We start from the raw sequence: 25,172 nt of genomic DNA, 5'->3' as shown, positions 1-25,172 counted from the left end.
ATGTAGTCTGGCGCGTCGCCAACTCTTTCCTCATTCTCACTGTCTTCGCTGCCTGTGAAAGCCATCACCTCGCGGGACAATCCGCTCTACAAACGCCTGAAGGCCTTGGCCGGTTCGACGCATCAGCAGCGTCGCAGCGGCCACGCGCTGCTCGAAGGCTTCCATCTCGCGAGCGCCTATCTCGACGTCGCCGGGCAGCCGGAAATGTGCATCGTCACCGAGGGTGCGTTGCGCCACGACGAAGCGCAGGCCATCGTGTCGCGTATCGACGAGCAGCACATCGTCACGCTGCCTGATGCGTTGTTCGGCCAGTTGTCGAACGTCGTGCACGGTGTCGGGATTCTGCTGCTGGTCGAAAAGCTCGATACGCCGCTGCCGGAGCAGGTCACGCAAACCTGCCTCGTACTCGATGGAGTGCAGGACGCCGGCAACGTCGGTTCGATTCTGCGCAGCGCGGCCGCCGCCGGTATTCAGCAGGTGTTTTGCGCGCCGGGTACGGCATACGCATGGTCGTCGAAGGTATTGCGCTCGGGCATGGGCGCGCACTTTCTGCTGCAGATCCACGAAGATGTCGAGACGCAGGCGCTAATCGAGCGCCTGGCGGTGCCGATTGTCATTACCGATTCGCACGGTGCCGAAGCGATCTACGACTGCGATCTGAGCGGGCCGCTCGCGTGGGTGTTCGGCAACGAAGGGGCGGGCGTGTCGCAGGCCTGGCGCGAGGCGGTGTCGCTGCGGGTGACGATTCCTCAGCCGGGCGGCATGGAATCATTGAACGTGGCGGCTGCGGCGGCTGTCTGTGTGTTCGAACAATGCCGCCAGCAGCGTCGCGCGTGACTTCAACGACGTGACATGAGCGGCGCGGCATCCATCTCCACTCATGTCACGCGTATCTCCAGAAACGTATCTCCAGAACAGGCCGCCGCTCAATAAGCCGGCCGGTCCAGCTTGATCTCCTGCAGGATCGTCGTCGCGATCTCTTCGATCGACTTGTGCGTCGACGACAACCACTTGACCCCTTCACGCCGCATCATCGCTTCGGCCTCATTGATCTCGTAACGGCAGTTTTCCGGCGCGGCGTACTTGCTGCCCGGCCGGCGCTCGTTACGGATTTCCGACAGCCGCTGCGGATCGATCGACAAACCAAACATCTTCTGCCGATGCGCCAATAGCGGCGTGGGCAGCTTGCCGCGTTCGAAGTCTTCCGGAATCAGCGGATAGTTGGCTGCTTTCACACCGTACTGCATGGCCAGATACAGGCTCGTCGGCGTCTTGCCGCTGCGCGATACGCCGACCAGAATCACGTCGGCATCGGCGAGATTCCGGTTTGACTGACCGTCGTCGTGGGCGAGCGAGAAGTTGATCGCCTCGATCCGGTTCTTGTACTCCTCAGTATCCGCATTCTGGTGGCCGCGACCCATTGCGTGGCTCGACTTGAGCTCCAGTTCCTGCTCGAGCGGCTCGACGAAGGTCTGGAACATGTCCAGCACGAGCGCATTCGAACCTTTGACGATCTGATTCGACGCGCTGTCCACCAGCGTCGTGAAGACGATCGGACGGCGGCCGTCCTGCTGGATCGCTTCGTTGATTTTTTCTAGTGTGGCGTAGGCTTTTTCCGTCGAGTCGACGAAGGGCACGCGAACCAGACGGAATTTCTGGTCGAACTGGGAGAGGATCGAATGCGCGAAGGTTTCGGCAGTGATCCCGGTACCGTCGGAGACGATGAATACGGTGGGCGGCATCAGTGGGGCTGGGGAACGTGAGCGGGGAAAAACGCTCGAATGAAACATCGCTGCATTGACGTGGCTGCACGGTGGCTAACCGGGGATTGCAGCAGCGTCATTTCAGCGCGCCGTGGGCACCGCAATTGCGTCCGGATGGCGGCGGGGCCTCGCGAAAGCCTCGCAAGAGCCCGTCAGCCGGTCCGGGGCGCGATTCGAGGCGCAATTCTCGTCCGACTGTCACATTTTGGGAGTCGGCACGGTAGAATAGCGGCAACCTGTTGGATAAGCAATTGCAGGCGATTGGCGTCTAACTTACCCTGAACGGTCGGTCAACATCACGCTTTACGCCGGTAACTTGCAGCAAATAGAGCGAATAGGGTGGATCGATCGGTAATTTCGTCCATCCGCTACCTATGCCGTGGGTCGGGTGCTTTTCAGCCCGCGCGGCCATTTGCAGCGATTGCTTCTCCAACAGGTTGTGCAAGACGCGAGGTCACGCTTCCAATGGGTGTCTCGCGTTCAAGCCCACTTGCACAGCCGTGAATTTCTTTCACACTTAGGGGCTTGTATGACTAACGCAGTTACCGTCGCAAAGGAAGAGGCGTATGTAGTTCCGTTCGAGCAGTTGCGGATGACCGATGTGGAGATTGTCGGCGGCAAGAACGCGTCGCTTGGCGAGATGATCAGTCAGCTCGCCGAAGCAGGCGTGCGCGTGCCGACTGGCTTCGCCACTACGGCGCTGGCTTTCCGTGACTTCCTGCATCACAACAATCTGACCGAACGCATCGCCAAACGCCTCGAAACGCTCGACGTCGACGACGTGAAGGCGCTCGCCGAAGCGGGCAAGGAGATCCGTCAATGGATCGTCGACGCCCCGATGCAGCCGCGCCTCGAAGCGGATATCCGCGCAGGTTTCGACACCCTGCAAAACAGCTCGCCTGAAGAGTTGTCGTTTGCCGTGCGTTCGTCGGCAACGGCAGAAGACTTGCCGGACGCATCGTTCGCGGGTCAGCAGGAAAGCTACCTCAACGTGGTCGGCATCGACGAGGTGCTCGATCGCATGAAGCACGTGTTCGCGTCGCTGTACAACGACCGCGCGATCTCCTATCGCGTCCACAAGGGCTTCACCCACGCTGAAGTCGCGTTGTCGGCGGGTGTGCAGCGCATGGTGCGTTCGGACGTCGGCGCGGCTGGCGTGATGTTCACGCTGGACACGGAATCGGGCTTCAAGGACGCCGTCTTCATCACGTCGAGCTACGGCCTGGGTGAAACGGTCGTGCAGGGCGCCGTGAATCCGGACGAGTTCTACGTCTTCAAGACCACGCTCGCGCAAGGCAAGTACCCGATCATCCGCCGCTCGATCGGCTCGAAGCTGATCAAGATGGAGTTCACCAAGGCCGGCGAAGAGGGCCGCGTGAAGACCGTCGACGTCGCGCACGAACAGCGCAACCGTTTCTCGATCACCGACGAAGACGTGATCGAACTCGCGAAATACGCCGTCATCATTGAAAAGCACTACGAGCGTCCGATGGACATCGAGTGGGGCAAAGATGGCCGCGACGGCAAGATCTTCATCCTGCAGGCGCGCCCGGAAACGGTGAAGAGCCAGGCAGCGGGCAAGGCCGAGCAACGCTTCAAGCTGAAGGGCCAATCGAACGTGCTGACTACCGGCCGCGCGATCGGCCAGAAGATCGGTGCGGGTCCGGTGTGCGTGATTCACGATCCGTCGGAAATGGACCGTGTGCAGCCGGGCGACGTGCTGGTGGCCGACATGACCGACCCGAACTGGGAGCCGGTGATGAAGCGCGCCTCCGCGATCGTCACGAACCGTGGCGGCCGTACCTGCCACGCGGCGATCATCGCGCGTGAGCTGGGCGTACCGGCCGTGGTCGGCTGCGGCGACGCGACCGACGTGCTGAAGGACGGCGCGCTGGTGACCGTGTCGTGCGCGGAAGGCGACGAAGGCAAGATCTACGACGGCCTGCTTGAAACCGAAATCACCGAAGTGCAGCGCGGCGAACTGCCGCCGATTCCGGTGAAGATCATGATGAACGTCGGCAACCCGCAACTGGCCTTCGACTTCTCGCAACTGCCGAATGCAGGCGTGGGTCTGGCGCGGCTCGAGTTCATCATCAACAACAACATCGGCGTTCATCCGAAGGCGATTCTCGAATACCCGAACATCGATCAGGACCTGAAGAAGGCCGTGGAAAGCGTGGCGCGCGGCCATGCATCGCCGCGCGCGTTCTATGTCGACAAGCTGACCGAAGGCATCGCAACGATCGCAGCAGCGTTCTATCCGAAGCCCGTGATCGTGCGTTTGTCGGACTTCAAGTCGAACGAGTACAAGAAGTTGATCGGTGGTTCGCGTTACGAGCCGGACGAAGAAAATCCGATGCTGGGCTTCCGTGGCGCATCGCGTTACATCGCTGACGACTTCGCCGAAGCGTTCCAGATGGAATGTATCGCGCTGAAGAAGGTGCGTGAAGAGATGGGCCTCGACAACGTCGAGATCATGGTGCCGTTCGTGCGTACGCTGAAGCAGGCGGAGCGCGTGGTCGGGCTGCTGGAGAAGTTCGGCCTGAAGCGCGGTGAGAAGAATCTGCGCCTGATCATGATGTGCGAAGTGCCGTCGAACGCGATTCTCGCCGAAGAATTCCTGCAATTCTTCGACGGCTTCTCGATCGGTTCGAACGACTTGACGCAGCTCACGCTCGGCCTCGACCGCGATTCGGGCATGGAACTGCTGGCAGTCGATTTCGACGAACGCGATCCGGCCGTCAAGTTCATGCTCAAGCGTGCGATTGAAACCTGCTTGCGTTTGAACAAGTACGTCGGTATCTGCGGGCAGGGTCCTTCGGATCATCCGGATTTCGCGCAATGGTTGACCGATGAAGGCATCAAGTCGATTTCGCTGAACCCCGACTCGATCGTCGAGACGTGGCAGCAGTTGGCGAAATCGCTAGCGAAGTAAAAACAGGCGCGGGGCAGGTGCCCGATAAGCGGCTTGCATAAAGGGTGGTGCGGTACGTCAAAAGCACGTGAAAGCGTGCTGCACCGCCCAGTAAAATGCACCCGCTTCGTGCTATAAACACCCCGGTAGATCCGGGGTGTTTTGCTTTGTGGAGATCAACATGGCGCCAGGTGGATTGTTCTGGTGGATCGGGGCGGGTGTGCTTGTCGTGCTGGAGTTGATCAGCGGCACCTTCTATTTGCTGATGATCGCGTTGGGCTGCATTGCGGCTGCCATTGCGCAACTGGCGGGCGCCGCCGCCGATCTGCAATTCGCGATTGCCGCGGTCGTGGCGCTGGCGGCCGTTCTGTTGCTCAGACGTTCGCGCTTTGGCCGCAGAACGCGCAAAGAGGCGTCGAAGAACCCGGACGTCAATCTGGACATCGGTCAGACGCTGACCGTGCCGGCGTGGCACGAGCGCCGGGCGCGCGCCAACTATCGCGGTGCTGCGTGGGACGTGGAACTGGCCGCCGGCGAGCCCGAAGACGCGCAGCTCTATGAAATCGCCGAGATGCGCGGCAGTTGCCTCGTTGTCGTGGCCAGTCGGCAGGAGAAAACCAAGGCAACGGTGGCCTGAGCACGCATCCGTGCGGATATGAAATCCTGCACCAACGCGAAATCCTGCACCAACGCGTGCACAGAACCACGCACAATCATTCGAACTACGGACCGGAGGACAGTAATGGATTCAACCATTGTCGGGGCGGTGCTTCTGCTTATCGTGATCGTACTGGCGGCGCAGACGCTCAAGATCGTGCCGCAGCAGCATGCGTGGGTGCTGGAGCGGCTCGGCCGCTATCACCGCACGTTGACGCCGGGTCTGAGCTTTGCGTTTCCGTTTGTCGACCGCATTGCGTACAAGCACATTCTCAAGGAAATTCCGCTCGAAGTGCCGAGCCAGGTGTGTATTACGCGCGACAACACGCAGCTGCAGGTGGACGGCGTGCTGTATTTCCAGGTCACCGATCCCATGAAGGCATCGTACGGCTCGAGCAACTTCGTGTTTGCGATTACGCAGTTGTCGCAGACCACGCTGCGCTCGGTGATCGGCAAACTCGAGCTCGACAAGACGTTCGAGGAGCGCGACTTCATCAACCACAGCATTGTGTCGTCGCTCGATGAAGCGGCGTCGAACTGGGGCGTCAAGGTGCTGCGCTACGAGATCAAGGACCTGACGCCGCCCAAGGAAATTCTTCATGCCATGCAGGCGCAGATCACCGCTGAGCGCGAGAAGCGCGCGCTGATCGCGGCATCCGAAGGGCGTAAGCAGGAGCAGATCAATATCGCCTCGGGCGGGCGCGAAGCGGCGATCCAGAAGTCCGAAGGCGAACGGCAGGCGGCGATCAATCAGGCCCAGGGGCAAGCCGCGGCAATCCTGGCGGTGGCGGAAGCTAACTCCCAGGCGATTCAGAAGATTGCTGCGGCTATCCAGTCGAACGGCGGGATGGAAGCAGTGAACCTGAAGGTGGCCGAGCAGTATGTGAACGCATTCGCTAACCTGGCGAAGCAGGGCACCACGCTGATCGTGCCGGGCAACCTGGCGGATATGAGTTCGATGATTGCGTCGGCGCTGACCATTGTGAACAAGGGGAAGGGCGCGACAGACGTGCGCTGATTGACGTTTTTCCCTGCCGAAAAAAATGGCCCGCAAAATAAGCGGGCCATTTTTTGTTGAATTTTTGTGGAATCGCAGTTTTACGACGGCGAGCGCATCAAACGCGCTTTCTCGCGTTCCCAGTCGCGCTTCTTCTCGGTTTCGCGTTTGTCGTGTTGCTTCTTACCCTTGGCGAGGCCGATCTCGCATTTGACGCGGCCGCCCTTGTAATGAAAGTTCAACGGCACGAGCGTATAACCACGCTGCTCGACCTTGCCGATCAGTTTGCTGATTTCCTCGCTGTGCAGCAGCAGTTTGCGCGTGCGCACCGGGTCCGGATTGATGTGGGTCGAGGCTTCGGGTAGCGGGCTGATGTGCGTGCCGATCAGGAACAGTTCGTTATTCTTGATGACCACGTAGCCTTCCTTGATCTGGCCACGGCCGGCGCGCAAGGCTTTGACCTCCCATCCTTCGAGCACGAGCCCCGCTTCGTAGCGTTCTTCGACCGAGTAGTCGTAGAAGGCTTTTCTGTTGTCAATGATGCTCATGAATGGAAAGTGCCCAACTCGTTTAAAATCACGATTTTAGCAAAGCGGGGCAAGGAAAGCCCGCGGCGCTTGTCCACCCTTGCCACGCGCTGTTCAATTTATGGCAGATGTCCAGAAAACCGTGTTGATCCGCCATTCGGCGGAACAGATGTTCGACCTCGTTACCGACGTCGCCGATTACCCCAACTTCCTGCCTTGGTGCGGGGGAGTCGAAATCCGTCGCCAGGACGAAACCGGCATGGAGGCGAAGATCGATATCAACTTCAAGGGCATCAAGCAGCATTTCGCCACGCATAACAGCATGGAGCGGCCCACGCGCATCGATATGGAGTTCGCGGACGGCCCGTTTCGCAAATTCACCGGTTTCTGGCGCTTCACGCCGCTGCGCGCGGATGCCTGCAAGATCGAATTCGCGCTGCACTACGAATTCACCAACATCCTTCTCGAGAAGATCATTGGGCCGGTGTTCAGCCACATTGCCAACACCTTCGTCGAATCGTTCGTGAAGCGCGCCGATCAGCGCTACGGTAAGGCATGAGCGCGCGCTTGTCGATTGAAGTCTGCTACGCGCTTGCCGATGAGCAGACGCTGATCGCTGTGGACTTGCCGGAAGGCGCCACGCTGCAGCAGGCGATAGACGCGAGCGGCATCTTGCGGCGTTATCCGCAGATCGATCTGGGCGTGCAGAAGGTCGGCGTGTTCGGCAAGCTCAAACCGCTCGATACGGTGCTCGCCGACCATGATCGCGTCGAGATTTACCGGCCCTTGCTGGTGGATCCGAAGCTGTCGCGTCAACGGCGCGTCGAGAAGACCCGCAAGGCGGGCTCGATCGAAGGGCGCCGCTGGCAGAACAAGGATTCGCGCTAGGCTCGTTTTGCTGTCGTTGCAGCCGGCACGCGACGGCTGGCGTGGGCGAACTGATGCCAGCCGCCTCTCCAGTTACCGCACCGCTAAGGGGTGTGAATCCGGCGCGGCGGTGTGTTGATTCCAGCCGCGTCTCCCGCCAAGGCGTCGAAAGTCATGCCGCGTGTCAATGCACCGAAGGCTGCGCCTTTTCCTCGATCGACGCCGCCCCGGATGTGCCGTCGTCCGCATGCTGGCGCACCGACCAGCAGACTCCCGCCACCAGCAGCAGGATCGCCGCCGTTTCCAGCGGGCGCGGCAGGCGCTGGTCGTAGATGAACGCGTAGAGCAGCGCGAATAGCGTTTCGAACACGATCAACTGGCCGGACAGCGTGAGCGGCAGCCGCTTCGACGCGGCATTCCACAGCCCGTTGCCGAGCCACGAGGCGCCCACTGCAAGCGCCAGATTCAGCATCCAGAAGCTGTGCCAGCGCGCGTCGCCGAGCGGCGCCTGCAAGCTGCCGGAGGGCATGACGGCGATTGCCAGCCACAACGCCGCGCCGAGCGCGCCCGTCACCACGCCCCAGAGCACCGACCACTCGTTGCCGCTGAAATGCGTCTGCCGCTGCAGATAACGGGCGTTTTCGACCGCGAACCAGGTCCAGCAGGCGAGCGCGCCGATCGCGCAGGCGAGGCCGAGGAGCTTCGTCGCGATGCTCACGGGCGTGCTGTCCGCCACAGTAAACACGTCGATATTGATGCAGGCGATGCCGGCCACCACCAGGGCGAGCGGCCAGACGAGGCGGGCGAGCGGCACGGCGCCGTGATCGCGCCGGCCGAGCAGCGTCACCGTAACCGGCAGCACACCGACGATCAGCGATGCCGGCGCGATGCCGATCATATGGACGGCCGCGGTCAGCAGCAGGTAGTAGAGCAGGTTGCCGGCCAGCGCCAGTTTGACCAGCGCGCCGAGATCCTCGCGGGTCAGGCGTTTGACGAGCGAACGGGCCATTGGCAGCGCGGCGGCCAGCGAAACGATGCCGTACATCGTGTAGCGGCCGGCGCTTAGCAGCAGCGGCGAGAAATCGGGCAGCACGCGCGGCACCAGAAACACCATGCCCCATAAAGCCCCGGCCATTACTCCATATGCCACACCGCGCTGCATCGACTGCCCCTGCAAGAAAAACTGGAAAGGTCCGCAGAATAGCCGTTCGGCGGGCGGGGTGTCTTGTTTGATTCTGCATTCCAGCGGTTTTATCGGGCGTTTTCTGGCGCCTTTTAACGTCCGCGTGACGGCTGGGCGGTGCGTAAACCGCCCGAATTGCCCGCGTTCGACCCGGGCGGCGCCTCCATGCACCCGAACGCGCAAACGAAACCGGATCGAACCCGAGGCGAACGCGGAAGCGAAATCGAAGGGTGCAAAGTCACGAAAAAAATCCCCTGAAATTCGCTAAGCTGCTGTTAGTGCAGTGAAAACCGGGGAGGTATCGCGTATAATTCGCTTTTGCGCCTATAGGATTTGCCATGCGTCTGATCCAAACAGCACTCACGTTCGATGACGTGCTCCTCGTCCCGGCCTTTTCTGATGTTCTGCCGCGCGACACCAGCCTCAAGACCCGGCTGACCCGCAACATCTCCCTGAATATGCCGCTCGTGTCCGCCGCCATGGACACCGTCACCGAAGCCCGTCTCGCCATCGCGATGGCGCAAATGGGTGGCGTGGGCATCATCCACAAGAATCTCACGCCGGCCGAACAGGCGCGTGAAGTTGCCAAGGTCAAGCGTTTCGAATCGGGCGTCGTGCGCGATCCGATCACGGTGCCGCCGCAAATGAAGGTGCGCGACGTCATCGCGCTGTCGCGCCAGCATGGCATTTCGGGCTTCCCTGTCGTCGAGGGCGCGCAACTGATCGGTATCGTCACGAACCGTGACTTGCGCTTCGAAGAGCGTCTGGACGAGCCGGTGCGCAACATCATGACGCCGCGTGAGCGCCTCGTCACCGTCAAGGAAGGCTCGCCGCTTGCCGAAGCCAAGGCGCTGATGCATAGCCATCGCCTCGAACGCGTGCTGGTCATCAACGACGCATTCGAACTGCGCGGCCTGATGACGGTAAAAGACATCACCAAGCAAACCGAACACCCGGACGCGTGTAAAGACGAACACGGCAAGCTGCGCGCAGGCGCGGCGGTCGGCGTGGGCGAAGACAACGAAGAGCGCGTCGAGCTGCTGGTGCAGGCCGGTGTGGACGTGATCGTCGTCGACACGGCGCACGGCCACAGCAAGGGCGTGCTCGAGCGCGTCAAGTGGGTCAAGCAGAAATTCCCGCATGTGGAAGTGATCGGCGGCAACATCGCTACCGCTGCGGCAGCCAAGGCGCTCGTCGAATACGGCGCGGACGGCGTGAAGGTCGGTATCGGCCCGGGCTCGATCTGCACGACGCGGATCGTCGCCGGCGTGGGCGTGCCGCAGGTCACCGCGATCTCGAACGTCTCCGAAGCGCTGAAGGGCACGGGCGTGCCGGTCATCGCCGACGGTGGCGTGCGTTTCTCGGGCGACGTCAGCAAGGCGCTGGCCGCCGGCGCGAATTCCGTGATGATGGGCAGCATGTTCGCCGGCACTGAAGAAGCGCCGGGCGACGTGTTCCTGTTCCAGGGCCGTCAGTACAAGTCGTACCGTGGCATGGGTTCGGTCGGCGCGATGAAAGACGGCGCGGCAGACCGCTACTTCCAGGACAACTCCGCGAACATCGACAAGCTGGTGCCGGAAGGTATCGAAGGCCGCGTCGCCTACAAGGGCTCGGTCAACGCGATCCTGTTCCAGCTGATCGGCGGCGTGCGCGCCAGCATGGGCTACTGCGGTTGCCGCACGATCGCGGAGATGAACGACAAGGCCGAGTTCGTGCAGATCACGGGTGCGGGCTTGCGCGAGTCGCATGTGCATGACGTGCAGATCACCAAGGAAGCGCCCAACTATCACGTGGACTAAACGCCAATGAAGCCATTGCTGCGCGCTGTACTCATCCTCGATGCATTGTTGCTGCTTGCGTTCGGCCTGCTGTTTCTGCTGACGCCCTGGACTTCGTTGTACAACGCGCTGCTTCTGGTGCAAACCCAGCCGGCTCTGGTCGGCCAGGGGTTTGGCGTGGCGCTGATCGGGCTCGCGTGGCTCGCTTTGCACGCGTCGATCGACGGTTCGCTCACGTCCACGGTTGCCAAGGTCGTCGGCCATGTGAACTGGCTGACCGGCGTGCTGATGCTGGTCTGGCTGCTGGGGCTGCATACGCCGGCGCTGACCGGCTTCGGGCAGATCATCGCGGTGTTGACCGGTGTCGTGCTGCTGGTGGTCGGCCTGGGCGGCGTGCGCCTGTCCGGCGCGGTGCGGCGGCGTGAAAAGGTGCGGCTGGTCGAGGCCGCCGCTGCCGAGCGCGCCGAAAAGCAGGCTGCCAAAGATGCCGCGAAAGATGCGGCCAACCGGCGCGAACCCGCTCCGGTCACGGCGGCCTTTCCGGCCTATCGTGCGGAACCGGTGGTCGAGCCCGTCATGCCGGCCGCACGGCCCGCGAGTCCTGTTTCGGCAGCACCGCTTCATCCCGGAGTTGACGAACCGGGTCTGACGGCGTCTGAACGCGCCGCGCGTGACGAAGCCCGCAACGCCGCTGCCGACGCACCCGGTGCGCCCCGGCCGCCGTTTCATGGCTGACGCGCCGAGCGCCAGAACGCCTGCCGAAGCAACCGGATTCCGTTCGTGCGCGCCGCAGGTGAGTGCCTGCAGCGCCCGCGGGTCCAGCGCGCTTCATCGTTACGCTTCATGTTCGATCGTCCCCATGTGGACCGCTTTGAATTCAACGCCGCGCTTCGTGCGTGGCATCCCGTATCCGTTCACTTTTGACTCCGTCCGCTGCCATGCATGACAAGATCCTGATCCTCGACTTCGGTTCGCAAGTCACCCAACTGATTGCACGTCGCGTTCGCGAAGCCAACGTGTATTCGGAAATTCATCCTCACGACGTCGACGCGTCGTTCATTCGCGATTTCGCGCCGAAGGGCGTGATCCTCTCCGGCGGCCCGAGTTCGGTCACCGAAACGGATGCGCCGCGCGTGCCGCAAGCGGTGTTCGAACTCGGCGTGCCCGTGCTGGGCATCTGCTACGGCATGCAGGCAATGGCCGAGCAGCTCGGCGGCAAGGTCGACATCGGCCACCTGCGTGAGTTCGGCTATGCCGAAGTGCGCGCGCGCAACCATACGAGCCTGCTCGAAGGCATCAGCGACTTCACCACGCCGGAAGGTCACGGCATGCTGAAGGTGTGGATGAGCCACGGCGACAAGGTGCTGGAAATGCCGCAGGGCTTCCAGCTGATGGCTTCGACGGAATCGTGCCCGATCGCGGCCATGGCCGACGAGCAACGCCATTTCTACGGCCTGCAATGGCATCCGGAAGTCACGCACACCGTGCAGGGCCGCGCGATGCTCGAACGCTTCGTGCTGAAGATTTGCGGCGCGAATCCCGACTGGGAAATGGGCCACTACATCGACGAAGCCGTCGCGAAAATTCGCGAGCAGGTTGGCAAGGAGCACGTGATTCTGGGCCTGTCGGGCGGCGTGGATTCGTCGGTGGCGGCGGCGCTGTTGCATCGCGCGATCGGCGACCAGCTGACTTGCGTGTTCGTCGATCACGGCCTGCTGCGTTTGAACGAAGCCGAGCAGGTGATGGCCACCTTCGCTGAGAGCCTCGGCGTCAAGGTGATCCACGTCGACGCGAGCGAAGTGTTCCTGTCGAAGCTGGCCGGCGTGACCGATCCGGAAGTGAAGCGCAAGATCATTGGCGCGGAATTCGTCGAAGTGTTCCAGACCGAAGCCAACAAACTGACGGATGCGAAGTGGCTGGCGCAAGGCACGATCTATCCGGACGTGATCGAATCGGCCGGTAAGGGTAAGAAGGCGACGCAGACCATCAAGAGCCACCACAACGTGGGCGGCCTGCCTGAGACGCTGAATCTGAAGCTGCTCGAACCGCTGCGCGAACTGTTCAAGGACGAAGTGCGCGAACTCGGCGTGAAGCTCGGTTTGCCGCCGGCAATGGTGTATCGCCACCCGTTCCCGGGCCCGGGTCTGGGCGTGCGGATTCTCGGCGAAGTGCGCCGCGATTTCGCCGATCTGCTACGCCGTGCGGACGCGATTTTCATCGAGACGCTGCGCACCTTTATCGACAAGGAAACCGGCAAGTCGTGGTACGACCTGACGAGCCAGGCTTTTGCGGTGTTCCTGCCGGTGAAGAGCGTCGGCGTGATGGGTGACGGCCGGACTTACGAGTATGTCGTTGCGCTGCGTGCCGTGCAGACGCTGGACTTCATGACCGCGCATTGGGCGCATCTGCCGCACGAGTTGCTGGGACATGTGTCGAACCGCATCATCAATGAAGTGCGCGGGATTAACCGGGTGGTTTATGACATCTCGGGGAAGCCGCCGGCGACGATTGAGTGGGAGTAATTTAGACATGCTCCCATGTCGTTCCGGGAGGTCCGGTTTTTCATGTTTTTCCGTTTAAAAACATGAGGGTATTGTCCGGTGTGGTCTGCTGTGATCTGGGCAATACCTGGTGGAAATGTCGGTATCGGTGACGGTATCGACATTTCCACCTCGGACGGCTTTGTCCGATACCGTCAAATCAGTCTGACGGTATCGGCTGAATGGTCGCCCGCCGCGAGACCCGACGGTTCTCCAATCAGTGAGGCGCTTTGCTTAACGCTTTCCAGACCACCTTAGTGGCAGTGCGGAATGCGGCAGGTTCGGGCGCGTTCTGCTTCGCCCTGCGCAAAAACACGATCAGCCCTTGCCAGTGCGAATAGATCAGCGCGCCGCGTAGACGACATTCTTCGCGGGGAAGTTCGGTGTTGATCTGCGCGACCAGTTCGCTAAATATGTCCTGGAATTCCCCACTCACATGCACCATCAGTTCGCTGACTGATTGCATGTGCTCGGCGAGACACCAACATTCGAGTGCAAAAGAGCTGACCACATTGTCTGGGTCAGTGAGCGCGGCGAATGTCTCATCCAGAATTGCCTCCAGGCGGGCTTCGGGCGCCGTGTCTTTATCCGTGGCGAGCGCACGATAGCGCTCCAGGTATCGCTTGGCAAGCTCCTGGATTGTCGAGTGCAACAGAACCTCGCGGCTTCCGAAGTAATGCTGCAGCGTCGCGAGACGAATGCCGGCATCCGCCGCTACGCGCCGCTGGGTAAAGCCGGCGTTGCCCTGAGCGGCGAATACCCGGATGGCGGTCTCCAGTATTTCGGGAATGCGGGTGGCACGATTGCCGCGCCGCTTGGGTGCGGCGTCGGGCTCCTTCGCGCCGAGTTCCTTCGAACTGATCTTCAAGTCTTTCATCCGACGAATTCCATTCAATGACCGATTTGTGCCCGCGCGGTAGGTATCGCCCTACCTGGCGGACCTATTTTATTGGTCTTTGAACCAATTATTCATGCGATTGGCAGGCCAAATGACATGGCGCAATACGAGCATCCTCGTCGTTTATCCGCAATGCAGCAAGTGCATCCGACGTTTTTTTCTATCGTTTACCCCTCCATCGCATGACTTGTTAATTGGTCATTTGACCATTAATATTGGTCAAAAGACCAAATGAATTGACGGTGACGGGCATGGCAGTTTGCCCGTGCGGCTTCGGAGAGTCGAGTCCCGCCATGCTAGGAGCGTTCAAATGGACAGTGGTGAAGGAAGTTTGCGGCGCCTGATCGACAAGTGGGTCGGGCAGGCGCCCTGGACGGACGGCAGAATCTTCCGCATAAGTCACACGGACGCGTGCAAGGCGCGTTGTATATGTGTGGAAATACCGCGCGCATCGGGGCTCCTTTCACTCATGTTCTTCCAGCACGACGACGGGTCGTGGTGGGTGTTCCCACCCGCAGCTCATCGGCCGTCGTTGCGCTCCGGATAATTTGCATCCGGTACCGGTACGAGCGCAAAGCGCGCGCCCGTTTCGAAGCAGAGTCACGGCTCACTCTTTGCTGCACACCGCCAGTCAATCTATTTCGCCATCCTATTTATCTGGAGCGAAACAATGCGCGCTGCAATCTTGATCTTACCGTCCGACACCGCGACCGTTCTTCGGGCAGCTTCCGGATAGCGGTGGTTCACGGTCACGATCGGGTAATGCCAGATAGCGTTGCACGAGGTCCTCGTCGACGACGAATCCTACTGAATTTGCCAGATGGCAGGCCGCCGAAGTCCACGCCAATCCATCGAAAAGCCAGTCGCCAAACGCTCGTGCCGTGCGTGCAAGCTCGAACCGGGTTCTCGGATGCAGCAAGTGATGCCGGTCATCTGTGCTCATGTCTCCTCCATCGAGTAACGGGGTGGTTTCGATGAACTTTGCCTCGAAGCGAAGCGTGCCGCAGCAGGGATTTACCCATCCTTGACAGTCGAATTCAAAGCGAGCAGTATTGTTCAAAGGTTCATCCAATGATAATGTGGATAAACAAATTTCCGAGCTTCCACATTGGGTCGGGATGGCACCCAGGGACACGCTGAAAACCAGGAGGGGAAGATGAGCAGTGCACTTGAGGGCATGAAGGTCCTCGACTTTACGCAGATGATGAACGGTCCATTCGGCACGATGCTGCTCGCGGACTTTGGTGCGGATGTGATCAAGGTCGAGCCGCCGGTGGGCGACACGATGCGCCTGACGGGCGAAACTTTTCTTGGTGACGACGCCGTCTATTTCCTCACGCTGAACCGCAACAAGCGCAGCGTGATCGTCGATCTGGCAACGCCTGAAGGCCAGCGCGTGGCGCAGGAAATGGCGAAGCAGGTAGACATCGTCGTGGAAAACTTCCGGCCAGGCGTGGCCGAAAAACTCGGCATTAGTTACGAGACACTTTCTGCGCTCAATCCGCGTCTTATCTATTGCTCGACCTCGGCATTCGGCCGTTCCGGCGACGACAGCTATCGGCCAGGGATGGATCCGGTCGTCCAGGCCATGTCCGGCATCATGCAACTTACTGGTGACGAAAAGACGGGGCCGCTGAAAACCGGCATGCCGTATGCCGATCTGATCACGCCGTTGCTCTCGACCATCGGCGTGCTTGCCGCCGTTCAATCGCGCAACAAGACCGGGCGAGGCCAGCGCGTCGATCTGTCGATGATCGACGCAACCATTTTCAGTATGATTCCGCGCGACGCCTATTACTTCGCGACCGGCGAAACACCGGGGCGGATTGGGAATGCGCACTGGCAGATCGTGCCGTACAACACCTACCGCACGTCTGACGATCGCCACATCATGGTGATTGCACATACCGACAAATTCTGGCGCGTTCTTGCAGAGGCAGTCGGCGCGACCGAATTGCTTGACGACGAACGTCTGAAAACCAAAGACGGGCGGTTGGCCCACCGCGATATCGTCGATGCCGGACTGGCGCAGGCCTTTGCCAAACAATCGCTTGCCCACTGGGACGACAAGCTGCGTGAAGCGCATGCCATGTTCTCGCCGGTCCTCAATTTCGAGGAGGTCTTTGAAGACCCACGTGTCCAGGCGGATCTGGTGGTCGAACTGGACCACCCGAAGGCGGGCAAATTCAAGGTAGTGACGAACCCGATACGCCTGTCGGAAACACCTCCGTCGATCCGGCGGCCGCCGCCGACCCTGGGCCAGCATACCGACGAGATCCTCCGCGAGTTCGGCATTACGCCGCAGGCGCAACCGGCCACCGCCCCGGCGGTTCTCGGAAGCGAGTGACCGGCTTATGACCGACACAACCAACACAGCCACGGCAGCGGAATTGCCGCCGCTCGGCCAGCATGAGCCGCCGTTGAAAGGCGTGCGCGTGCTCGACCTGTCGCGCGTCCTTGCCGCCCCGTTCTGCGCAATGATGCTGGCCGATCTGGGCGCGGAGGTGATCAAGGTCGAGCATCCGAAGGGTGGCGACCAGACACGCCACTGGGGCACGGCGATCCAGGGGGGCGAGCGCACTTACTACCTGGCGATCAACCGCACCAAACAATCCATCGCAATCGACTTTTCGAAGGCCGAAGGCGCAAAGCTCGTCAAAGCGCTGGCGCGAGAGAGCGACGTGCTGGTAGAGAACTACATGCTGGGCGCGCTCGATCGCTACGGACTCGGCTATGACGACCTGCGTGCGGAAAATCCCGGGCTGATCTATTGCTCGGTGAGCGGTTATGGCCGTACGGGTCCGAGCGCGCATCGGCCCGGCTACGACTCGGTGATCCAGGCTGAAAGCGGTCTCATGTCGATCACGGGGGAGCCGGATGGCGAGCCATCGAAAGCGGGCGTGCCGATCTGCGATATCACGGCCGGCATGTACGCGACGCAGGCAATCCTCGCGGCGATGGTGCGGCGTTTGCGAAATGGTCACGGCGAGGCAATCGACATCGCGCTTCTAGACTGCACGCTCGCGAACCACACCTCGGTCGCTGCTAATGCATTGCTGCTGAACCACGCGCCGGGGCGATTTGGCAACAGCCATGCGGACATCATTCCGCAAGGGCTGTATCACGCGTCTGATGGTCCGCTTATGTTTCACGTCGGCAGCGACGCGCAGTTTGCGCGCTTCTGCGCCGACGTGCTCGACATGCCCTCGCTCGCGGCGGATGCGCGTTTCGTCGACAACGACGGGCGGCGCGCGAATCGGGATGCACTCGATGAGTTGATGTCGAAAAGACTCAAGACCCGTTCGCGCGAGGAATGGATTCCGCTGTTCCGGCGCGCCGGCGTGCCGGCTGGCGTCGTGCAGAACGTGCTTGAAGCGCTCAGATCGGATGAATCGAAAGCGCGCGGCATGTTGTGCGAAATCGATCACCCTACCGCCGGGCGCATCAATCTTGTGAACTCGCCGCTGAAGATGCGCGACAGCACACTCGCGCCGCCGGTGGCGCCCCCTCTGCTCGGCGAGCACACAGATCGCATTCTTAAGGGGCGGCTCAAGCTGGACGCGGTTGAGATCGCGAGTTTGCGCGCAGCAGGCATCGTAAGTTGATATCAGGAGACAGACCATGCACGACCACAATTCATCCGCACCGGCTTTTCCGATGGAACGCTGTCCGTTCGCGCCGCCGCCGGAATATGCGGAGATTCGCAAGAAAGAGGGGCTTTCGAAGGTCACGATGCCCGACGGCTCACTCGCCTGGATCGCTACCCGTTACGACGATGTACGCGCGATTCTCGGCGACAACCGCTTTTCAACGGTCCCGTCCACACCGGGCTATCCGTTCATCGCACCGGCGCGTGCCGCATTGCTGATGAATGAAAATCCGCCCACCATCATCCGCATGGACGCGCCCGAGCACACCAGGTATCGCCGCATGCTGACCAAGGAGTTCATGGTCCATCATATCGAGGCGATGCGGGACGAACTGCAGCAAACGGTCGATGTCCTGCTAGATGAACTCATAAAAAAGGGACCACCCGCCGATCTGTTCGAAGACTTCGCACTGGCCGTGCCGACCACGGTCATTTCGCGGATTCTCGGCGTGCCGTACGAAGACCGCGATTTCTTCCAGGAACGCAGCAAGGCAAAGCTCGACCTGAGCGCCGATCCGGAAGTACCGATCAGGGCGGGTGTCGAGATGCGCGAGTATCTCGACCGTCTGATCACGGAAAAGCTCAAGCGCCCAGGCAATCGCGACGACCTGATCAGCCGCCTCGTGACGAGCCAGGTGGTGCCCGGCCACATGACGCGCGAAGAAGCGCTCGCCACGATCGAGCTGCTATTGATGGGCGGCCATGAAACCACCGCGAACATGATCGCGCTGGGCACGCTGTCGCTGCTCACGCATGCTGAGCAGAAGGACGCGTTGGTCGCCGACCCGTCGCTCGTGGGCAACGCGGTCGAAGAAATGCTGCGCTATCACACGATCGTTCACTACAACGGGCCGCGCGTGGCGCTGGAGGATATCGACGTGAACGGTACGCTGATTCGCAAGGGCGAGGGCGTACTGGCGCTGATCACGGCAGCGAATCGCGACCCGGCCTCCTTTGAAGATCCCGATGCGTTCGACATTCGCCGCGAAGCCCGGCATCACGTGGCATTCAGTTTCGGAGTCCATCAGTGCCTGGGCCAGCCGCTAGCACGCGCCGAACTGCAAATCGTCTTCTCGACGCTGTTCCAACGTTTGCCAAAGCTGCGTTTGACCGTGCCGGTTAGCGAAATCAAGTTCCGTTACGACGCATTCGTCTATGGCGTCGACACCTTGCCGGTGACATGGTGAGCCATAGGCGTGACTGAGCAATGTGACTGAGCAATGCGCTCGCGTACATCGCGCGCGAGCGAAGACAACATCTGGAGACGAGCATGAAAATCAAAGTGGATGCCACGAAGTGTATCGGCGCAGGATTGTGTGTGGTCGCCGCCCCCGAAGTCTTTAGCCAGAATGAAGACGACGGTCTCGTCATCGTGTTGCAGGAAAGTCCGCCGCCGGAACTGCACGCGAAAGTGCGTGAAGCGGCACGCCTGTGCCCGGCGCTCGTCATCACGCTGGACGATTGAACGCCGGCGTCGTGCCGGGATAAGCCGGAACCCGGCGGCCACGGTACGGCTGCCGCGGCGTGCGGCCCGGCTCACGTCGTCATCTGTCTAAAGGTCGAGATAAAGGTCGAGAAATATGGATGCGGGAATCGTGATCGTCGGCGCGGGGCAGGCCGGCTATCAACTGGCGGTGTCGTTGCGCGACGCGGGGTACACGAAACGCGTCGTACTACTGGGCGAGGAGCCTGACCTGCCGTATCAGCGCCCACCGTTGTCGAAAGCATTTCAAAGCGGCACGTGCGATGCCGCGCAAGTAACGTTCCAGTCCGACGCGTTCTATCAGGATCGCAACATCGTACTCATGCTCGGTGTCACCGTGCTGCATATCGACCGTGAACGCCATTGCGTGATGACCGGCGACGGTCGACGTCTTGATTACGAACATCTGGTGCTGGCCACCGGCGCGCGCAACCGGCTCCTGCCGGGATGGAACAGCGCGACCAAAGGACTGATGACGCTGCGCACGCTCGACGATGCGCGCAGGTTGCGCGAGGCGCTTATCGAATCGAAGCGTGTGCTGATCATCGGCGCGGGTTTTCTGGGCCTCGAGTTTGCCGCCGTGGCGGCAGCGCGTGGCCTCGCGGTGCACGTCGTCGAGGCCAGCTCGCATCTGATGAGCCGCGCCGTGAGTACGCCCGTGGCCGATGCGTTTCGCGCGCATCACGAATCGAGCGGCACGACGTTCAGTTTCGACAGCGGCGTGAAAAGCATCAGAACCGAAGCGGGGTGCGTGGTCGGCGCCCAGACCATGGACGGCCGCCTGCACGAAGCCGATCTGGTGGTGCTGAGTATCGGTGTGATTCCGAACGTCGAGCTTGCGAAAGAGGCGCAACTGGAAACCTGCAACGGCATTGTGGTCGACGCGAATCTGGCGACTGCTGACCCATCGATCTCCGCACTCGGCGATTGCGCGTCGTTTCCGTCACGCTTCGCGTTCGGCCAGTGCCGGATCGAATCGGTCCAGAACGCCGTCGACCAGGCGCGCTATCTCGCGCAGCGACTGACTGGACAGAGCCATTCATTCGAAGCAGTACCGTGGTTCTGGAGCGACCAGGGCGGCGTCAAGCTGCAAATTGCAGGAATGGCGATGCATCAGGCCGACGAGGTGATCGTACGGGGCGACCATGCGGGTCTGAAATTCTCCGCTTATGGATTTGTCGGCGGCCGCCTCGCCGCGGTGGAGTCGGTCAACCGTCCCGCCGATCATATCGCCGCCCGCAAGCTGCTCGCCGCCGACGCACCGGTGTTGCCCGCTCACGCAGCCGATGCGCAATTCGATCTGCGCACGCTGCTTTAGCCGCCTACCCGAACATTGAGAGGATCATCCATGTCTACGATTTATGAAACCCTGGGCGCGTCGAGCGCAAGCTTTATTCGCGGCGCGCATCGCCTGCTGATTGGCGGCAGCTGGGTCGATGCGCAGTCGGGCAATACGTTCGACGTGTTCGATCCCGGCACCGGCGAAGTCGTCGCGCGGGTGGCCGAAGGCGATGCCGCAGACATCGATCTGGCCGTACGGGCGGCACGCCGCGCGTTCGAAACCGGCGACTGGGCGAAGATGAAACCCGCGGATCGCACGCGCCTGATGTTCCGTCTCGCGGATCTGCTCGAACATCATGGTGACGAGCTCGCCGAAATCGAGGCGGTGGACAACGGCAAACCGCTCGCGATCGCCAAACGCGGCATTGCCGGCACAGCCGAAATGCTGCGCTATATGGCAGGTTGGGCGACCAAACACAATGGCGAATCCGTCAACGTGTCGGTGCCGGGCGAATGGCATGCGTACACCACGCGTGAACCGGTCGGCGTGGTCGGTCAGATCATTCCGTGGAATTTCCCGCTCTCGATGGCGATCTGGAAAATCGCTCCCGCGCTCGCGACGGGCTGTACCGTCGTGTTAAAGCCAGCGGAACAAACGCCGCTCAATGCCTTGCGCCTCGGTCAGATCATCCAGGAGGCGGGCATTCCCGACGGTGTAGTCAACATCGTCACCGGCTTCGGTGCGACCGCGGGCGCCGCGCTGGCGGCGCATCCCGACGTCGACAAGATTGCCTTCACCGGTTCGACGCAGACCGGCAAGCGCATTGTCCAGGCGGCGCTCGGCAATCTCAAGAAAGTGTCGCTCGAACTTGGCGGCAAATCGCCGGTGTTCGTATTTCCGGATGCGAAGCTCGATCTGGCGACGGCCGGCGCAGCCAATGCGATCTTCTTCAACAGCGGCCAGGTGTGCTCGGCAGGCTCGCGACTGTTCGTCCATAAAAAGGTATTCGATCAGGTGGTGGAGGGTGTGGTGGCTTATGGCGACAAGCTGAAAGTGGGCCACGGCCTCGCGGCGGACAGCCAGATCGGTCCGCTGATTTCGCGCCAGCAGAAGCAGCGCGTCGAGTCGTATATCCGCAACGGCGTGGAAGAGGGGGCCCGGCGCGTTGGGCAGAACGCGCCGCGAGGCATTGAAGGTGGCTACTTCGTGCCGCCTACCGTGTTCGTGGACACGACCTCCGGCATGTCGATCTACCGTGAGGAAATCTTCGGCCCGGTGGTGTGCGCGATGCCGTTCGATGATACCGACATCGAGCGTATCGCCGCCGAAGCGAATGACACCGAACTGGGCCTCTTCGCGGGCATCTGGACGCAGAACCTGAGCCTTGCGCACAAGCTCGCGCGACGTATCAGGGCGGGCTCGGTATCGGTGAATGCACACATGGTCAACGATCCGGCACTACCGTTCGGTGGCTACAAGCAATCCGGCTGGGGGCGTGAGCGCGGCCGCGAGGTGCTCGATCTGTACACGTCGGTCAAGAGCGTGGCGATCAATCTGGACTGAACGACAGGGACTGCACGGCCCGGTTCGGAAGAGGGCCGTTGTGCAGGCGTTCGAGCAACCAACCCGTAGAACTACGATGACATCCTTCGACTACATTATCGTCGGTGGCGGCTCCGCAGGATCGGTGCTGGCCAACCGGCTCTCCGCCGATCCAGGCAAGCGGGTGCTGCTATGCGAGGCGGGCGCCGATTTGCCTAATGAGAATCTACCTGCCTCGATTCTCGACAGCTATCCGGGCACGGCCTACCTGAACCCGAACTACCTGTGGCCAAAATTGCAGGTGCGCACGGTTGCAGCGAAAGACGGAGAGTCCGTGCCGCGCAAGCTTCGCAAATACGAACAGGCGCGCATTCTCGGCGGCGGTTCGTCGATCAACGGTCAATTCTTCAATCGCGGCGCACCGAGCGACTATGACGATTGGGAGGCACGCGGTGTCAAAGGCTGGAGTTGGGAAAGCGTGCTGCCGTATTTCCGTAAGATCGAGCGCGATCTTGATTTCGACGGGCCGTTGCATGGCAAGGAGGGACGCATTCCGGTGCGGCGAATTTTTCCCGAGACCTGGCCGAAGCACGCGACCGCGATTGCCGCCGCGTTAAAGGAATCGGGCTATCAGTATTTGCCGGACCAGAACGGCGAATTTAAGGACGGCTACTTTCCGATCGCCATTTCGAACCAGAATGAACGGCGCGTTTCGGCGTCGATGGCCTATCTGGACACGGCGACGCGGCAGCGTCCCAACCTGACGATCTGGACCGGGACAGAGGTCGCAGGCCTGCTCTTCGACGGCACGCGATGCTGCGGCATTCGGCTCGAGATGCCGGGCAAGCCGGCAGAAGTCCGCGCGGGCGAGGTCATTCTATCGGCGGGCGCCTTGCAGTCGCCGGCTATTTTGCTGCGCTCAGGTATTGGGCCGCTTGCACAACTGCGTGAACACGGTATTCCCGTCATCGCCGAACTGAACGGCGTGGGGCAGCATCTGATGGAGCATCCGTCAGTCGCATTGGCTTCATTCATTCGCAAGGACGCGCGCGTGAACGATACGACGCGACGTCACATCATGCTCGGCTGGCGCTATTCGTCGGGCATTGGCGGCGCACCGAAGGGCGACATGTTCGTTTCCGTGGTCACGAAGACCTCCTGGCATGCGGTGGGCGAGCGCATCGGCACGATGCTGATGTACGTGAACAAACCGTTCTCGAATCTCGGGCAAGTTCGCCTGAATTCGACTGACTGGCGTGAAGCGCCTTCGGTCGATTTCAATTTCCTCTCCGATGAACGAGACCTCGACCGGCTCGTCGACGGGTTCCGCAAGATGGCTGCAGTGCAGGCCCTTGCGACGGTCCAGGCGGTGACGGCCGAGCCGTTCCCCGCAAGCTACAGCGAGAAGGTTCGCCAGGTTGCAATGCTGAGCCGCCGTAACAAGCTGATCACCGATGTGTTGGCGACATTGCTCGATGGTCCGGCGCCGTTGCGCAAGCTGCTGATGACACGAGTGATTGCCGGCGGCGCGACGCTTGCGGAGGTGCTGGCCGACGAGGGGGCGCTCCGTGAATTCGTGCGCGGCGCTTGCGTGGGTGTGTGGCATCCGTCGTGCACCTGCCGCATGGGCGCTGACGACGATCCGCTTGCGGTGACCGACGCGCAGGCACGCGTGCGCGGCGTGCAGGGATTGCGGGTGGTGGATGCGTCGATTTTCCCGCATATACCAAGCGGCAATATCAATTTCCCAACCATGATGGCCGCCGAAAAAATCGCCGACATCATGGTGGGACAACACACGGCCGCAGCGTCGGCGACGGTGTAAGTGGCCCGGCGGGTCCGCACCGGACATGTGTACGGGACGCCGACGCGACACCCGGCGAAAGCGCCGTCAGGGGATCAGCACGGCGCGGCCGCGAATCCTGCCGGCCTGTAGTGCGTCGAATGCATTGAGCGCGTCGTGCAGCGCGAAACGCGTGATCAGCGGTTTGATTGCGCCGCTTTGCGCGAGCGCGATGACCGCTGCAAGATCGCCGTACGTGCCACCGTAAGGGCACATCATCGTTACGCCGCGCGGTAGCGGATTGTTCGACGAACGGGCCACGAACGGATAGGTGCCGCCGGAAAGCCCGACCACGCGAATGGCGCCAGCACGGCAGACAAGCGTCGCATCCAGTTTCAGCGTGGCGTCGTTGCCGACGAAATCGAGCACAACGTCGGCGCCGCATCCCTCGGTGAGGGACATCACGCGGTCGATCAGGTCCGTGTCGCTGGGCTGCATCGCGACGTCGAGCCATGGCCGCGCGGCGTCCAGCGCTTCGCTCGACGTGTCGATCGCGACGATCTTCGTGGCGCTCGTCGCGCGAAGAATCTGGGCGGCAAGATTGCCCAACCCGCCGACACCGATGATGACCGTGGTCGAGCCCGGGTACAACTGCTCGGCGCAGGTGCGGATGGCGTGGTACGGCGTGAGCGCGGCGTCGGTGAGCGTGGCCGCGACTTCCGGATCGAGCTCGCCGATCGACATCAACGCGCTCGCTGGCGCGCAGACGTATTCGGCCATGCCGCCGTTGCGTGTCACGCCCGGCGTCGGTGGTGGAGAAAGGCGGCTGCCGGTGCGACGGCATGCATTCTGGCGGCCCGCGAGGCACGCAGCGCATACGCCGCACGACCAGCAAGGATGGACGACGACCCGATCGCCTCTGCGCCACTGCGTGACGCCTGCGCCGAGTTCAATCACTTCGCCGGCAATCTCGTGTCCGAGCGTCGTGCCGTCGGGTGTGCGCGAGTCGGCGGCAGAACGGATGTGCACGTCGGTCTGGCACAGGCCGGCGGCGAGCACACGAAGCAGTACTTCGCCCGCTTTCACTTCGGGCCTTTGCAGTGTTGCCAGTTGCACATTTCCGGGTCCGAGCAGTTGCACGCCTTGCATCGAATGATTGCAGTGTTGGCCTTCCACAATGTGTCTCCTCATTGGATAGATCGAGTGCGCGCCGTCTTGCGATCAGTGTGCGCGGCGCGTGAGCTTTGATGTAGTCGCGCTTGCCCTGGCTGTGACGCATACGAGGTAAAACCCCGAGCCGAGCGTTCTT

The 25,172-nt window shown here is 61.5% G+C and carries 22 protein-coding genes; 16 read left to right on the top strand and 6 right to left on the bottom strand.

The features are described 5' to 3' along the window. Nucleotides 1-54: 54 nt before the first annotated feature. Nucleotides 55-837 (top strand): TrmH family RNA methyltransferase, encoded by a 783-nt coding sequence (locus tag ACOSV0_RS12410; RefSeq protein WP_434106478.1) that lies wholly within the window; start codon nucleotides 55-57, stop codon nucleotides 835-837. 89 nt (nucleotides 838-926) lie between these two features. On the opposite strand, the gene ppsR is transcribed toward ACOSV0_RS12410, so the two are convergent. Next, entirely contained in the window at nucleotides 927-1,742 is an 816-nt protein-coding gene (gene ppsR, locus ACOSV0_RS12405) for a posphoenolpyruvate synthetase regulatory kinase/phosphorylase PpsR (protein ID WP_054035190.1), read from the bottom strand. A 550-nt stretch (nucleotides 1,743-2,292) separates the two neighbouring features. Here ppsR and ppsA point away from each other — a divergent pair. From ppsA to ACOSV0_RS12390, 3 genes are all read left to right on the top strand, one after another. Beyond that, a complete protein-coding gene (gene ppsA / locus ACOSV0_RS12400) occupies nucleotides 2,293-4,698 on the top strand; it encodes a phosphoenolpyruvate synthase (RefSeq protein WP_434106477.1) in 2,406 nt (801 codons plus the stop codon). A gap of 160 nt (nucleotides 4,699-4,858) precedes the next feature. Beyond that, nucleotides 4,859-5,314 (top strand): NfeD family protein, encoded by a 456-nt coding sequence (locus ACOSV0_RS12395; protein WP_434106476.1) that lies wholly within the window; start codon nucleotides 4,859-4,861, stop codon nucleotides 5,312-5,314. 105 nt (nucleotides 5,315-5,419) lie between these two features. Further along, on the top strand, nucleotides 5,420-6,352 hold the full coding sequence (locus ACOSV0_RS12390) for an SPFH domain-containing protein (RefSeq protein WP_434106475.1): 933 nt from the start codon (nucleotides 5,420-5,422) through the stop codon (nucleotides 6,350-6,352). A gap of 80 nt (nucleotides 6,353-6,432) precedes the next feature. Here ACOSV0_RS12390 and smpB read toward each other — a convergent pair whose 3' ends face one another. After that, entirely contained in the window at nucleotides 6,433-6,879 is a 447-nt protein-coding gene (gene smpB / locus ACOSV0_RS12385) for an SsrA-binding protein SmpB (protein ID WP_042323149.1), read from the bottom strand. 100 nt (nucleotides 6,880-6,979) lie between these two features. Between smpB and ACOSV0_RS12380 the strand changes: the two genes are divergently transcribed. Both ACOSV0_RS12380 and ACOSV0_RS12375 read left to right on the top strand, forming a co-directional pair. Then, on the top strand, nucleotides 6,980-7,417 hold the full coding sequence (locus tag ACOSV0_RS12380; RefSeq protein WP_434106474.1) for a type II toxin-antitoxin system RatA family toxin: 438 nt from the start codon (nucleotides 6,980-6,982) through the stop codon (nucleotides 7,415-7,417). After that, a complete protein-coding gene (locus ACOSV0_RS12375; protein ID WP_434106473.1) occupies nucleotides 7,414-7,746 on the top strand; it encodes an RnfH family protein in 333 nt (110 codons plus the stop codon). The genes ACOSV0_RS12380 and ACOSV0_RS12375 overlap by 4 nt, the downstream gene beginning before the upstream one ends. Nucleotides 7,747-7,909: 163 nt before the next feature. Here ACOSV0_RS12375 and ACOSV0_RS12370 read toward each other — a convergent pair whose 3' ends face one another. After that, nucleotides 7,910-8,887: a DMT family transporter gene (locus ACOSV0_RS12370; protein WP_434106472.1), complete on the bottom strand. Its 978-nt coding sequence runs from the start codon at nucleotides 8,885-8,887 to the stop codon at nucleotides 7,910-7,912. 359 nt (nucleotides 8,888-9,246) lie between these two features. On the opposite strand from ACOSV0_RS12370, the gene guaB reads away from it, so the two are divergent. The 3 genes from guaB (at nucleotide 9,247) to guaA (ending at nucleotide 13,208) form a co-directional block, all read left to right on the top strand. Further along, the gene (gene guaB / locus ACOSV0_RS12365) at nucleotides 9,247-10,707 is read left to right on the top strand and encodes an IMP dehydrogenase (protein WP_434106471.1); all 1,461 of its coding nucleotides are present in this window, start codon (nucleotides 9,247-9,249) and stop codon (nucleotides 10,705-10,707) included. A gap of 6 nt (nucleotides 10,708-10,713) precedes the next feature. Beyond that, nucleotides 10,714-11,421 carry a hypothetical protein gene (locus ACOSV0_RS12360; protein WP_434106470.1) on the top strand — a complete coding sequence of 236 codons (708 nt, stop codon included), beginning with the start codon at nucleotides 10,714-10,716 and terminating at the stop codon, nucleotides 11,419-11,421. 203 nt (nucleotides 11,422-11,624) lie between these two features. Beyond that, nucleotides 11,625-13,208 (top strand): glutamine-hydrolyzing GMP synthase, encoded by a 1,584-nt coding sequence (gene guaA, locus ACOSV0_RS12355; RefSeq protein ID WP_434106469.1) that lies wholly within the window; start codon nucleotides 11,625-11,627, stop codon nucleotides 13,206-13,208. Nucleotides 13,209-13,443: 235 nt separating this feature from the next. Here guaA and ACOSV0_RS12350 read toward each other — a convergent pair whose 3' ends face one another. Further along, complete coding sequence (locus ACOSV0_RS12350) at nucleotides 13,444-14,103, bottom strand: TetR/AcrR family transcriptional regulator (RefSeq protein ID WP_434106468.1); 660 nt, start codon at nucleotides 14,101-14,103, stop codon at nucleotides 13,444-13,446. A 712-nt stretch (nucleotides 14,104-14,815) separates the two neighbouring features. Continuing rightward, complete coding sequence (locus ACOSV0_RS12345; RefSeq protein WP_434106467.1) at nucleotides 14,816-15,067, bottom strand: hypothetical protein; 252 nt, start codon at nucleotides 15,065-15,067, stop codon at nucleotides 14,816-14,818. A gap of 213 nt (nucleotides 15,068-15,280) precedes the next feature. On the opposite strand from ACOSV0_RS12345, the gene ACOSV0_RS12340 reads away from it, so the two are divergent. The 7 genes from ACOSV0_RS12340 (at nucleotide 15,281) to ACOSV0_RS12310 (ending at nucleotide 23,905) form a co-directional block, all read left to right on the top strand. Further along, nucleotides 15,281-16,471: a CaiB/BaiF CoA transferase family protein gene (locus ACOSV0_RS12340; protein WP_434106466.1), complete on the top strand. Its 1,191-nt coding sequence runs from the start codon at nucleotides 15,281-15,283 to the stop codon at nucleotides 16,469-16,471. Nucleotides 16,472-16,478: 7 nt separating this feature from the next. Further along, nucleotides 16,479-17,729 carry a CaiB/BaiF CoA transferase family protein gene (locus ACOSV0_RS12335; RefSeq protein ID WP_434106465.1) on the top strand — a complete coding sequence of 417 codons (1,251 nt, stop codon included), beginning with the start codon at nucleotides 16,479-16,481 and terminating at the stop codon, nucleotides 17,727-17,729. A gap of 16 nt (nucleotides 17,730-17,745) precedes the next feature. Further along, a complete protein-coding gene (locus ACOSV0_RS12330) occupies nucleotides 17,746-18,960 on the top strand; it encodes a cytochrome P450 (RefSeq protein ID WP_434106464.1) in 1,215 nt (404 codons plus the stop codon). 83 nt (nucleotides 18,961-19,043) lie between these two features. Continuing rightward, a complete protein-coding gene (locus tag ACOSV0_RS12325) occupies nucleotides 19,044-19,238 on the top strand; it encodes a ferredoxin (protein WP_434106463.1) in 195 nt (64 codons plus the stop codon). A gap of 115 nt (nucleotides 19,239-19,353) precedes the next feature. After that, nucleotides 19,354-20,574: an NAD(P)/FAD-dependent oxidoreductase gene (locus ACOSV0_RS12320; protein ID WP_434106462.1), complete on the top strand. Its 1,221-nt coding sequence runs from the start codon at nucleotides 19,354-19,356 to the stop codon at nucleotides 20,572-20,574. Nucleotides 20,575-20,604: 30 nt separating this feature from the next. Beyond that, nucleotides 20,605-22,101 (top strand): aldehyde dehydrogenase family protein, encoded by a 1,497-nt coding sequence (locus tag ACOSV0_RS12315; protein WP_434106461.1) that lies wholly within the window; start codon nucleotides 20,605-20,607, stop codon nucleotides 22,099-22,101. Nucleotides 22,102-22,177: 76 nt separating this feature from the next. Further along, on the top strand, nucleotides 22,178-23,905 hold the full coding sequence (locus ACOSV0_RS12310) for a GMC family oxidoreductase (RefSeq protein WP_434106460.1): 1,728 nt from the start codon (nucleotides 22,178-22,180) through the stop codon (nucleotides 23,903-23,905). Nucleotides 23,906-23,971: 66 nt separating this feature from the next. On the opposite strand, the gene ACOSV0_RS12305 is transcribed toward ACOSV0_RS12310, so the two are convergent. Beyond that, on the bottom strand, nucleotides 23,972-25,039 hold the full coding sequence (locus tag ACOSV0_RS12305) for an alcohol dehydrogenase catalytic domain-containing protein (protein ID WP_434106459.1): 1,068 nt from the start codon (nucleotides 25,037-25,039) through the stop codon (nucleotides 23,972-23,974). Nucleotides 25,040-25,172: the final 133 nt, after the last annotated feature.

The sequence above is a fragment of the Paraburkholderia caffeinilytica genome, from assembly GCF_051027425.1.
Classification (GTDB): Bacteria; Pseudomonadota; Gammaproteobacteria; order Burkholderiales; family Burkholderiaceae; genus Paraburkholderia; species Paraburkholderia caffeinilytica_A.
This window is presented reverse-complemented; position numbering and strand designations above follow the sequence as displayed.